This is a genomic window from Amycolatopsis sp. NPDC102389 (assembly GCF_044765885.1).
Lineage (GTDB): Bacteria > Actinomycetota > Actinomycetes > Mycobacteriales > Pseudonocardiaceae > Amycolatopsis.
Genome location: NZ_JBIWKX010000042.1, coordinates 64,656 through 75,028, shown reverse-complemented (window position 1 = coordinate 75,028; position 10,373 = coordinate 64,656). Strand labels below are relative to the sequence as shown.

Annotated in this window: 13 protein-coding genes; 6 read left to right on the top strand and 7 right to left on the bottom strand. The window is 69.0% G+C overall.

Going from position 1 to position 10,373, the window contains the following annotated elements; genetic code table 11:
- Nucleotides 1-131 precede the first annotated feature (131 nt).
- Genes ACIRGA_RS29470 through ACIRGA_RS29450 form a run of 5 tightly spaced genes read right to left on the bottom strand, consistent with a single transcriptional unit; the run spans nucleotide 132 to nucleotide 2,632 of the window.
- Nucleotides 132-527, bottom strand: coding sequence for a PPOX class F420-dependent oxidoreductase (locus ACIRGA_RS29470; RefSeq protein ID WP_400946894.1), 396 nt, complete (start codon nucleotides 525-527; stop codon nucleotides 132-134).
- A 57-nt stretch (nucleotides 528-584) separates the two neighbouring features.
- Nucleotides 585-935, bottom strand: coding sequence for a PPOX class F420-dependent oxidoreductase (locus ACIRGA_RS29465; protein WP_400946891.1), 351 nt, complete (start codon nucleotides 933-935; stop codon nucleotides 585-587).
- Nucleotides 936-963: 28 nt separating this feature from the next.
- Nucleotides 964-1,434: a 2-C-methyl-D-erythritol 2,4-cyclodiphosphate synthase gene (gene ispF / locus ACIRGA_RS29460; RefSeq protein WP_400946889.1), complete on the bottom strand. Its 471-nt coding sequence runs from the start codon at nucleotides 1,432-1,434 to the stop codon at nucleotides 964-966.
- Nucleotides 1,431-2,081 carry a 2-C-methyl-D-erythritol 4-phosphate cytidylyltransferase gene (locus ACIRGA_RS29455; protein ID WP_400946887.1) on the bottom strand — a complete coding sequence of 217 codons (651 nt, stop codon included), beginning with the start codon at nucleotides 2,079-2,081 and terminating at the stop codon, nucleotides 1,431-1,433. The genes ispF and ACIRGA_RS29455 overlap by 4 nt, the downstream gene beginning before the upstream one ends.
- Before the next feature lie 59 nt (nucleotides 2,082-2,140).
- Nucleotides 2,141-2,632: a CarD family transcriptional regulator gene (locus ACIRGA_RS29450; protein WP_005165253.1), complete on the bottom strand. Its 492-nt coding sequence runs from the start codon at nucleotides 2,630-2,632 to the stop codon at nucleotides 2,141-2,143.
- Nucleotides 2,633-2,929: 297 nt separating this feature from the next.
- On the opposite strand from ACIRGA_RS29450, the gene ACIRGA_RS29445 reads away from it, so the two are divergent.
- Together ACIRGA_RS29445 and radA are read left to right on the top strand one after the other, a co-directional pair.
- Nucleotides 2,930-3,643: a hypothetical protein gene (locus ACIRGA_RS29445; protein ID WP_400946885.1), complete on the top strand. Its 714-nt coding sequence runs from the start codon at nucleotides 2,930-2,932 to the stop codon at nucleotides 3,641-3,643.
- Between the two features lie 138 nt (nucleotides 3,644-3,781).
- Nucleotides 3,782-5,140: a DNA repair protein RadA gene (gene radA / locus ACIRGA_RS29440; RefSeq protein WP_037335382.1), complete on the top strand. Its 1,359-nt coding sequence runs from the start codon at nucleotides 3,782-3,784 to the stop codon at nucleotides 5,138-5,140.
- Here radA and ACIRGA_RS29435 read toward each other — a convergent pair.
- Together ACIRGA_RS29435 and ACIRGA_RS29430 are read right to left on the bottom strand one after the other, a co-directional pair.
- Complete coding sequence (locus tag ACIRGA_RS29435) at nucleotides 5,137-6,255, bottom strand: CU044_5270 family protein (protein ID WP_400946881.1); 1,119 nt, start codon at nucleotides 6,253-6,255, stop codon at nucleotides 5,137-5,139. The two genes, radA and ACIRGA_RS29435, sit on opposite strands and share 4 nt — an antisense overlap.
- Complete coding sequence (locus ACIRGA_RS29430; protein WP_400946879.1) at nucleotides 6,242-6,871, bottom strand: RNA polymerase sigma factor; 630 nt, start codon at nucleotides 6,869-6,871, stop codon at nucleotides 6,242-6,244. The genes ACIRGA_RS29435 and ACIRGA_RS29430 overlap by 14 nt, the downstream gene beginning before the upstream one ends.
- A gap of 158 nt (nucleotides 6,872-7,029) precedes the next feature.
- Here ACIRGA_RS29430 and ACIRGA_RS29425 point away from each other — a divergent pair, with 158 nt between their 5' ends.
- From ACIRGA_RS29425 to ACIRGA_RS29410, 4 genes are all read left to right on the top strand, one after another.
- Nucleotides 7,030-7,686, top strand: coding sequence for a C39 family peptidase (locus ACIRGA_RS29425; protein ID WP_400946877.1), 657 nt, complete (start codon nucleotides 7,030-7,032; stop codon nucleotides 7,684-7,686).
- Between the two features lie 91 nt (nucleotides 7,687-7,777).
- The gene (locus ACIRGA_RS29420) at nucleotides 7,778-8,734 is read left to right on the top strand and encodes a glycoside hydrolase family 6 protein (RefSeq protein ID WP_400946875.1); all 957 of its coding nucleotides are present in this window, start codon (nucleotides 7,778-7,780) and stop codon (nucleotides 8,732-8,734) included.
- A 166-nt stretch (nucleotides 8,735-8,900) separates the two neighbouring features.
- On the top strand, nucleotides 8,901-9,953 hold the full coding sequence (locus ACIRGA_RS29415) for an exo-alpha-sialidase (RefSeq protein ID WP_400946872.1): 1,053 nt from the start codon (nucleotides 8,901-8,903) through the stop codon (nucleotides 9,951-9,953).
- Complete coding sequence (locus ACIRGA_RS29410) at nucleotides 9,954-10,226, top strand: MoaD/ThiS family protein (protein WP_400946869.1); 273 nt, start codon at nucleotides 9,954-9,956, stop codon at nucleotides 10,224-10,226.
- Nucleotides 10,227-10,373: the final 147 nt, after the last annotated feature.

Genomic DNA, 10,373 nt, shown 5'->3' with positions numbered 1-10,373 from the left:
ACCCTCAACCGAGCAGTACGCTACCAACCACTCAACACCAAACTGTCCGACAAGTCCTGAAACACATCTGTCCGTGAGGTCCTGAAACAGCACAGGCGGTCAGAACCGTCCTCGCCACTCACGAGGACGGGTCAGGCGGCGTTGCCGGTGATCTTCGTGGGCGTGATTCGGACCAGCACGCGGACGACCTCCGCCGGCTCCTCCGGGTAGTCCTTGCCGAGGTACTTGTGCGACAGCTCGTCGATCAGCTCACGCCCGCCCTCGTCGGTCATCTCCACGGTCCCGCGGATCTCCACGTAGTTGTACGGGTTCTCCTGGTCGAAGACCGAGACGGACACCCGCGGGTCCCTGGCCATGTTCCGCTCCTTGAGACGGCCGCGGACGGTCGCGAAGACCACCGTGTCGCCGTCCCGCTTCGCCCACAGCACGGACGTCTGCGCGGAGCCGTCGGCGTTGATGGTGGCCAGCACCGGGAAGTTGTTGCCGTCGAGGAGTTTTTTGGTCGCGTCGTTGAAGGTCACACCCATGCCGAGAGCCTAATCACCGGACGTTCCCGGCGATCCGGTCCACCCGCAGGCGGACGATCACCGCTCGACCTCGTCGCCTTCCGGCGGCGGGTCCTGGCCGAGGTACTTGTGGCTGAGCGTCTTCGGCAGTGTCTTCCCGGGATCCGGGGTGATCGTGACCGTGCCGCGCAGTTGCGTGTGCCGGTACGGGTTCTCCGCGTCGGTGATCGACACGCTCGCGCGCGGATCACGGCGCAGGTTCCGCACCTTCAGCCGGTCTTCGGTGGCGCTGAAGACCAGATCGCCGTCGTCGAGGCCCACCCAGACGACCGAGGTCTGCGGGCCGCCGTCGGCGTCCAGCGTGGCCACGGTCGCGAAGTTCTTGCCGTCCACCAGTTCGCGGACCGGTTCGGGAAGTGTGACTGCCATGACAGCCCGAACCGGCTTCCGGCCGCGGCTATTCCTGCGAGGGCAGCAGCAGTGCCGTCGCGAACGCCGCGATGCCCTCGCCGCGTCCGGTCAGGCCGAGGCCGTCGGTCGTCGTCCCGGAGACGCTCACCGGCCCGCCGACGGCTTCGCTCAACACTTTCTGCGCCTCTTCGCGGCGCTTCCCGACGCGCGGCGCGTTGCCCACGATCTGGACGGTCGCGTTCCCGACGGTCCAGCCGTCCGCCTCGACCAGACGCCGTGCCTCCGCGAGGAATTCGACGCCGTGCTTGCCCGCCCAGCGCGGATCGCCGGTGCCGAACACCGCGCCGAGATCACCGAGCCCGGCCGCGGAGAGCAGCGCGTCGCACAGCGCGTGCGCCGCGACGTCGCCGTCGGAGTGACCCGCGCAACCGTCGACGCCGGGCCAGAGGAGCCCGGCGATCCAGCATTCGCGGCCCGCCTCGACGGGGTGGACGTCGACGCCGTTCCCAACCCTCACAGGGTTTCCTCTGCTTCCCCGGCCACAGCGATCGCCTCGGCCAGCTTCAGTTCGAACGAATTGGTGACGCGCATCGCGTCCGGGTGCCCGGCGATGGTGTGCGCGCCGTCGAGAGACGGCTTGGCGGCATACGAGAGAAAAGTCTCACGAGTGAAGCCGAGCGGCGTTTGCGCCGTACGCAGATATGCGCGGTCTTCGGTCCCAGTGATCACTTTCGCCGCATCAGTCACCTTCACGGTGTCCGCCATCGGCAGCACGGGAACCACGAAGGGGGATCCCGCACGGACCGCGTCCGCGACGGCACGGACCGTGTCCGGGGGAGTGAAGGCGCGCAAGGCGTCGTGCACGAGAAAGACGGGGTTTCCGGCGATTTCGTTTTCGACGGTGTCGAAAGCATGCTTGATCGACGAGCCGGGTACTATCCGGCAACGCTTCTCGAAGCCGCTCAAAGCGGCCGAAAACAAATCAGCACACCGCTCGGGGGCCGCTACGACCACCAGATCGAGATCCGGCAGAGCGAGCAGCCCCCGCACAGTGTGCGTGAGTAGCGCTTCACCATTGACCGGCGCGAGAGCGAGCTCCGCGTCGGAGGCATGGTGACTGACGACAGTGACGAACACGATCGTGCTCATATGGACGGTGTTCATATACGCGCGATCGTAGAGGTATCCCCCGCAGCCTCACCTGGCGTGGGACACCCGCCGGTTCAGACTGCCGCGGTTTCCAGAACTTCGTCGAGGAGGACTTCAGCCTTGTCCTCGTCGGTGCCCTCCGCGAGCGCCAGCTCGCTGACCAGAATTTGCCGCGCCTTCGCCAGCATGCGCTTCTCGCCGGCTGAAAGTCCGCGGTCCTTCTCTCGCCGCCAGAGGTCGCGCACCACTTCGGCCACCTTGTTCACATCGCCGGAGGCGAGCTTCTCGAGGTTGGCCTTGTACCGACGAGACCAGTTGGTGGGCTCTTCGGTGTGCGGAGCACGCAGAACGTCGAAAACCTTGTCCAGTCCTTCTTGCCCGACGACATCACGAACGCCGACGATCTCGGCGTTGTCAGCGGGCACGCGAACCGTAAGATCCCCTTGCGCGACTTTGAGGACGAGGTACTTCTTCTCCTCGCCCTTGATCACGCGGGTCTCGATGGCTTCGATGAGTGCGGCACCGTGGTGCGGGTAGACGACGGTCTCTCCGACCTTGAAAACCATGTGTCCTCTGCCCCTTTCGCTGAATTCATCTTAGCACGTGCCGACGAGGCCCACCTAGTGGCCCGCGATCGTCGTCGCAGGTCAGCGGCCTGGCGGTGGTCCGCCCGGGGGTTGACAAACCCAATTCGCCCATGCTCACGCTGGTGAGAAGCGAACGATTTCCAAATCCTTTGTGGACGGTTGATCTTGGGCACGTCACCGCATTGGTGGGGTGCCAACACGCACCGGGTTCTCGGTCCGCGAAGGCGCCCGGCTAGTCTTCGCGGTGAAGAGGCCGTGAGATGGAAGGACTCCGACGTGAGGCTGCAGAATCGTCGCGTGTTCGGCGCAGGTGTGCTGGCGCTCGGCGCCGCGCTCGTGCTCGCCGGCTGCGGTGCTGGTCAGATCACCCAGACCGACTCGCAGCAGCCCGCGGTCAACGGGACATACGCGCACGCGAAGGATCTGGTGCTGCGGAACGCCGCGCTCCAGTTCCCGACCGAGGGGCAGGCGTACCCGGCCGGTGCCGCCGCGCCGCTGACGCTGACCATCGTGAACCAGGGCAAGCTGGACGACGAGCTCGTCTCGGTCTCCTCCGAAGCCGCCACCGGCGACGCCAAGATCACCGGGGACAAGGTCGTCGTCGCGAGCCACGCGCTCGTGATCGGCCCCTCGGACGCGGCCGAGTCGACCAAGGAGGTCGCACCGACGAGCGCCCCGGCGTCCGCTCCTGCGTCGTCCTCCGGCGCCCCGTCCTCGTCGGGTGCCCCGTCGAGCAGTGAGTCCGGCGCCCCGTCGTCGAGCGTCGCCGGGACGGTCACGCCGTCCGCGGGCCCCGAAGAGGTGGGCAAGGCCACGATCGTGCTGCAGGGGCTGAAGCAGCCGGTGTGGGCGGGCCAGACCGTCAAGGTCACCTTCGTCTTCAAGAACTCCGGCTCGATCACGCTGGACCTGCCGGTCGCGGCGCCGTCGCACCCGGGCAGCCGGGCCCCCGCGCCGGAGAAGCCCAAGGCCGAAGGCGGCGGGCACTAGTCTTCCGAAGCAGAGCCGAAAGGGCCCTTCACCGCATGTCACGCGGTGAAGGGCCCTTTCGCTGCGTCCCATGCGGTGAAGGGCCCCTTCAGCCCGTCGTTGCCGGGGTTTGTCGGTGGTGGCCGCTAGCCTCGCGGGGTGGTCAAGAAAGGCAGTACCTACCGCTGCGGTGAATGCGGGTACGAGGCGCCGAAGTGGGTCGGGCGCTGCCCCGAATGCCAGGCGTGGGGGACGCTCGAAGAACGCGGCGACGCCCGCCCCGCGATAGCCAGGGTCGCGGCCGGTGCGCCCAGCGCCCCGGCGCGCCCGATCGGCGAGGTCGACGTCGAGACGGCGCGCGCGAAGCCCACCGGTGTCTCCGAGCTGGACAGGGTGCTCGGCGGCGGGTTCGTGCCGGGCGCGGTCATCCTGCTCGCGGGCGAGCCCGGTGTCGGCAAGTCGACCCTCCTGCTGGAGGTCGCCTATCAGTGGGCGGCCACCGCGGGCCGCGCGCTGTACGTCACGGGTGAGGAGTCGGCCGGCCAGGTGCGCCTGCGTGCCGAGCGCACCGGCAACGTCCACGACGAGATGTTCCTCGCGGCCGAGAGCGATCTCTCCGCGATCCTCGGCCACGTCGACGCGGTCAAGCCGGGGGTGCTGATCGTCGACTCGGTCCAGACCATGGCCTCCCCGCAGGTGGAGGGCGCGCCGGGCGGGGTCACCCAGGTCCGCGCGGTCACCTCCGGGCTGGTCGCGCTGGCCAAGGAACGCGGGCTGCCGATCGTGCTGGTCGGGCACGTCACGAAGGACGGCTCGGTCGCCGGGCCGCGGGTGCTGGAGCACCTGGTCGACGTCGTCCTGCAGTTCGAGGGCGACAAGCATTCGACGCTGCGGATGCTGCGCGGCATCAAGAACCGGTTCGGCGCCGCCGACGAGATCGGCTGCTTCGAACTGGTCGAGGAGGGCATCGTCGGCGTGCCCGACCCGTCGGGGCTTTTCCTCAGTCACACCGCCGAGCCGGTCGCGGGCACCGCGGTCACGGTGACCATGGAGGGCAAGCGGCCGTTGCTGGGCGAGGTGCAGGCGCTGGTGTCGGCGACCCAGTCACCGCAGCCCCGGCGCGCGGTGAGCGGTCTCGATTCGGCACGCGTCGCGATGGTGCTGGCCGTGGTGGAGAAGCGGGCGGGCATCAAGGTCGGCGACAAGGACGTCTACGTCGCGACGGTGGGCGGCATGAAGATCACCGAGCCCGGTATCGATCTCGCGGTGGTGCTGGCGCTGATGTCGTCGGCGCGGGACACCCCGCTCTCGCCCAAACTCGTCGCGATGGGCGAAGTCGGGCTCTCGGGCGAAGTCCGGCGGGTGCCGAGCGTCGGGCGGCGGCTCGCGGAGGCCGCCCGGCTCGGCTTCACCTATGCGCTGGTGCCGCCGGATTCCGGCAAGATCCCGCCGGGGATCCGGGTGCTGGAGGTCGCGGACGTCGGAAGCGCGCTCAACGCCGCGAAGCACGCTCGTTAGGGGCCGCCGTCGTCCGTGATCACCACCGAGATCGTGGTGTCGAACAAGGTCAGCCCCGGCCAGCCTTCCTTCTTGTCGTTCGGCCGGACGGCCCGGTTCCCGACGACGGCCGCCGTCGCCCGGTCGACGATGAACGTGCGTGTCTGGTTCGGGAGCGTGACCGAGAAGGACAACGCGGGCCGCCCGTCGGGGGTGGCCACGGTGTCCACGACGATGCCGGGCATCTTCGCGAGCGCTTTGCACAGAGCCACCCGCTGCGCGCCGTAGCCCTGGGACGAGCGAAGCACGTTGAAGGCCATCTCGAACATCTCGGGCGCCGAGTTCTGCTGTCCCGAGGGGCGGCCGTCCGGCCAAATGCCGTCGTGGCGGAGCCGCTCGGCCATCTTCCCCGGGTCGATGGGCAATTCCTCGAGGAAGTCCGGGTCGGGCCGTGTCCATCCGCTCTCGGACGGCAGGCGGTTCCGGGGCGGGACGACCGGAGGCGCCGGCGACGTCGTGGCGGTCGGCGGCGGGATACCGTCCACGCTGACCGAGGACGACGGCCCCGGCAGCGGTTCCCCGTCTCTCATCGCCGTCTGGTAGTCGCCTTTGATCCAGCGGATCTCGCCGGTCGCGGTGAACCGGGTCTTGGCGGGCTTCCAGCCCGGGACCGGCAGCCAGCGTTCGACGATCTCGTGGGTCTGGTAGACCAGCCCGGACTTGGTGACGTGCGTGGTCCAGGTGGACTCCGTGACGAGCCGGTACTGGTCGGCGCGAAGCGGGAAGTCGTCGCCGCGGAGGGATTCGAGCGCGTCTTCAGCCGAGGCGGTGACCGACTGGCCCGCGGGGGCCGGGCCGTCGCCGTCGGTGAAGGCGTTCATCGCCACGATCCCCCCGCCGGACACCAGCGCCGCGGCGGCCGCCGCGGCGATCCATCGCCACGCGCCGGGCCGCTTCCTCACCGGGGGCGCGAGTGTCGGGAGCAGTTCGTCCTCGACCTCGCCCGCCGCGCGCAAGAGTGCCGCCCTGGCCCGGGAAAGTTCGTCCTGCCGGGTTTCCGGTGCGGCGTGGAGGCCGGCCAGCGCTTCGTCGAGTTCGGCCTCCGACCACACCTTCCTGACGCTATCGCCGTGCACTTTCGCCCTCCTCCTTTTTGCTCGATCCGTCCTTTGTGGACTCCGGTGCGTTGGCGCGCAGCCATCTCCGGATCCGGTGCAGCCGTGATCTCACCGTCCCGGCGGGAATCCCCAACGCTTCGGCGACCTCGCCGGGATCCAGGCCCGCCCACGAGACCAGCAGCAGGGTGTCACGGTCCGCGACGCTCAATTCGGCCAGTGCGCCCGCCAGCTGGGCGGCGCGGGTCTGGGCGTCGACCCGCTCGGCGACGCGGCCGTCGTGTCCGGCCGAGACCGTCTGGTCGGCGGCCGCGAGCCTCGCCGTCGCGGTGAGGGCCCTCATCTCGGTGCGGACGTGGTGGCGCAACAGGTTCGTCGCGATGCCGTAGAGCCACGCCCGCGCCGTCCCGGCCTCCGGGCGGTACGTCTCGCGTCGCCGGAGCGCCACGAGGAACGTCTCGGCGACGAGGTCGTGCGCGGTCTCCGTGCCGACGCGGCGCGCGAGATAGCGCTGCAGCGGGGCCGCGTGGGCGTCGAAGAGCATGCCGAAGACGGGTGCGGGATCGGGACCACCGAGATCCGGCCTGTCCAGTCCACGCGAGCCGGCCTGCTCGTGATCGTCTTTCATCACCTGCACGATCGCTATTGCCCGATGCCCCTCGGTGCGTTCATCCGATCCTACTTTCGTCGTGGGCCGACCGGGGAAAGCGCAGGTGAAGCCGGAGACAAAGACCGCGGGACCGGCGATCATGTGCACTATTCACCATTCAAAAGTGAAACTGGGGAAGGATTATCATGCGCCGACTCAGGACCGCGGTCGTGGCCGCGCTCGCGGTGTCCGCACTGATCACCGCTCCGGCGGTGGCCGTCGCTCAAGGTGAGAACGCCGTCGTCGACGTGACGTCGATGGCGCCGCCGGCCAAGGTCGAAGGGGTCCGGGCGGCCGCGGAGCTCAACATCCAGTATCAGATCCAGGAGACCGGGTACTGGTGCGGCCCGGCCGCCACCCGGATCGCCATTTCGGCCAAGAACGGCAATCCGCCGAGCCAGCAGCAGCTCGCGAACGAACTGCCGACCAGCACCAACGGCACCGACTGGATCGGGCAGGTCACCCGCGTCCTGAACAATCACGTCGCCGGTGGCTGGTACGAGACCAAGGAGATGCCGAACGACCCGCCGACCCAGGCGCAGCGTGATCTCCTGTGGCGCGACATCGTGCTCGACGTCGACAAGGGCTACGCGATCGTCGCGAACATCGTCGCCCCGGCGAACAACCACCCGCCCGGCTACCCGAACTACACGATCTACCACTACTTCACGATCATCGGCTACAACAGCGACAACATGACGGTGAAGATCGCCGACCCGGCCAACTTCGGCGGCAACCAGATCTATTGGCTCACCTTCAATCAGCTGGCCACGTTGATCCCGCCGAAGGGTTACTCGGCCTGATCCCCGCCGCGTTTCGTCCTCTGGACGCGTCCGGAGGACGAAACGCGTGGGTTGTACGAATCTTGTACGGGAGGGCCCGAAGCTGGCAGGCATGCGCATCAAGACGCTCGGTCTGCTGGCCGCCTCGCTGCTCGCCCTGGTCGCCACGCCGGCCATGGCCGCCGACGGCAACCCGCTCGAAAAGACCAACGGCTTCTACGTCGACCCGAACTCCAACCCCGCGGTCTGGGTCAAGGACCACCCGGGCAGCACCGCCGACAAGATCAAGGCCGCCATCTCCACCAAGGCGGGCGCACGCTGGTTCGGCAACTGGAGCGGGAACATCAAGACCGCCGTCGACGGCTACACCTACGCCGCCGACGTCGCCGACAAGCTGCCGATCCTGGTCGCGTACAACATCCCCGGCCGCGACTGCGGCGGTCACTCCGGTGGCGGCGCGGGCAGCCCGGAGGCGTACCGGACCTGGATCTCGAACTTCGCCGACGGCATCGGCGGCAAGCCCGCGGTCGTCGTCATCGAGCCGGACGCGCTCGCGCAGGTCGACTGCCTGCCCACGTCCGAGCGTCAGACCCGCCTGGACCTCCTCAAGTACGCCGCGGAGCAGTTCGCGGCGAAGGCGCCGAACACCTGGGCGTACATGGACGGCGGCAACTCGACCTGGATCCCCGCCGCGACCATGGCCGACCGGCTCAACGCCGTCGGGGTGAAGTCGATCCGCGGTCTCGCGATCAACGTGTCGAACTACAAGACCACCACCGACTCGGCGAACTACGGCAAGGCCGTCAGCGCCGCGCTGTCGAGCAAGTACGGCTACACCAAGCCGTTCGTGATCGACACGAGCCGCAACGGCAACGGCCCGCTGGGCTCCGAGTGGTGCAACCCGGCCGGGCGCAAGCTCGGGGCGACCTCGCAGACCGGCGGCGGCGCCGAGATGCTGCTCTGGGTCAAGGTGCCCGGCGACTCCGACGGCAAATGCGGGATCGCGCCGAACGTCGAAGCCGGTCAGTTCAGCCCCGATCTCGCCCTGCGCCTGATCAGCGGGACCTGACCGCCCCCGAAGCCCGTCGCGCCGGCTGCTCGTCTGTGACCCTCGTTCTCCCGAGAAGGCGAAGGCCACGACCCCTTGGACAGCAGCCGGCGCGACGCCTCCATTTCACGCGCTTCCGGTAGTACGGTGACCTGGGTCACATAACCGGAACGAGGAGGACGGCGTCGTGGAGTTCCAGCTGGGGATCGGTACCAGGAAGGGCTTGTTCCTCGCGAGAAGCGAGGACCGCGAGAACTGGGAACTCTCCGAGCCGAAGTTCCCGATGGAGGCCGTGCGCGCGGTCGCGCTGACCCCCGGCAAGGTCTACGCGGCCGCGGTCAACGAACACTTCGGGCCGACGATCGCGACGTCCGGGGACTTCGGTGAGACCTGGTCCGAACCCGATCACGCCCCGGTGGCCTTCCCCGCCGACACGGAGACCGCGCTCGAAGGCATCTGGCAGATCGTGCTCGCCGGGGACGTCGTCTACGCCGGTGTCGAGCCGTCCGCGCTGTTCAGGTCCGAGGACGGCGGCGAGACGTTCGAACTCGTGCGCGGGCTGTGGGATCACGAGCACCGTCCACACTGGACTCCCGGTGGCGGCGGCCAGATGATCCACACGATCCTGCCGCATCCCACCGATCCCCAGCGCATCACCGTCGCCATGTCGACGGGCGGCGTCTACCGCACCGAGGACGGCGGCAAGAGCTGGACGGCGTCGAACCGCGGGATCAGCGCGGGTTTCCTGCCCGACGAGGAACCCGAGTTCGGGCAGTGCGTGCACAAGGTCGCGATGCATCCGGCGCGGCCGGAACGGTTCTTCCTGCAGAACCACGGCGGCGTCTACCGCAGCGACGACGACGCGAAGACGTGGAAGTCCATCGCCGGCGGTCTGCCGAACGACTTCGGGTTCGCCATGGTCGTCCATCCGTCCGAACCGGACACCGTCTACAACTTCCCCTTGGTGGCCGACGTTCTCCGCTTCCCGCCGGAGGGCCGCTGCCGCGTCTACCGCAGCGAGGACGCGGGCGAGACCTGGACGGGGCTAGGAAACGGCTTGCCGGACAAGGGTTTCTACGCGGGCGTGCTCCGGGACGGCATGTGCGTCGACGCGCGGGACGGCATCTACTTCGGCACGCGATCCGGTGAGGTTTGGGCCAGCCCTGACGGAGGCGACACCTGGCATCAGGTGGCCGCACATCTGCCGGACGTGTTGTGCGTCCGGGCCCAGGTGGTCTAGATGGTCCGGGTCCTGTTGCCCGCGATGCTGCGGCCGCTCGCGGGCGGCGCGGGGGCGCTCGACGTCGACGCGCCGACCCTCGACGGCGTCCTGGACTCGCTCGGCGCCGGGTTCCCCGCGCTGGAACGCCGTCTGCGCGACGAAACCGGTGCGCTGCGGCGGTACGTGAACTTCTATGTGGACGGTGAGGAGTGCCGTCGTCTCGACGGTGCGAAGACTTCCCTCGCCGAGGCGAAGGAAGTGCAGATCATCCCGTCGGTCGCCGGCGGCTGAAGGGGCTACCGCATCGCCTGAGCTTCGGAGGTGTGGGGGGGGGGGGGGGGGGGGGGGACCCGGAACCCCACCGGACGCGGGTGGAGCCCCCCCCACCGGGGGCGGCTGGGGGGGGGGGCGCCGGGCGGGGGGGGGGAGCGGAGGGGC

What these genes read in the sequence shown, in the direction of transcription:
- ACIRGA_RS29420 (WP_400946875.1), top strand. Translation starts at nt 7,778, where the DNA reads ATGCGCATCAAGACGCTCGGTCTGCTGGCCGCCTCGCTGCTCGCCCTG.
- ACIRGA_RS29425 (WP_400946877.1), top strand. Translation starts at nt 7,030, where the DNA reads ATGCGCCGACTCAGGACCGCGGTCGTGGCCGCGCTCGCGGTGTCCGCA.
- ACIRGA_RS29410 (WP_400946869.1), top strand. Translation starts at nt 9,954, where the DNA reads ATGGTCCGGGTCCTGTTGCCCGCGATGCTGCGGCCGCTCGCGGGCGGC.
- ACIRGA_RS29465 (WP_400946891.1), bottom strand. Translation starts at nt 935, where the DNA reads ATGGCAGTCACACTTCCCGAACCGGTCCGCGAACTGGTGGACGGCAAG.
- ACIRGA_RS29470 (WP_400946894.1), bottom strand. Translation starts at nt 527, where the DNA reads ATGGGTGTGACCTTCAACGACGCGACCAAAAAACTCCTCGACGGCAAC.
- ACIRGA_RS29450 (WP_005165253.1), bottom strand. Translation starts at nt 2,632, where the DNA reads ATGGTTTTCAAGGTCGGAGAGACCGTCGTCTACCCGCACCACGGTGCC.
- ACIRGA_RS29455 (WP_400946887.1), bottom strand. Translation starts at nt 2,081, where the DNA reads ATGAACACCGTCCATATGAGCACGATCGTGTTCGTCACTGTCGTCAGT.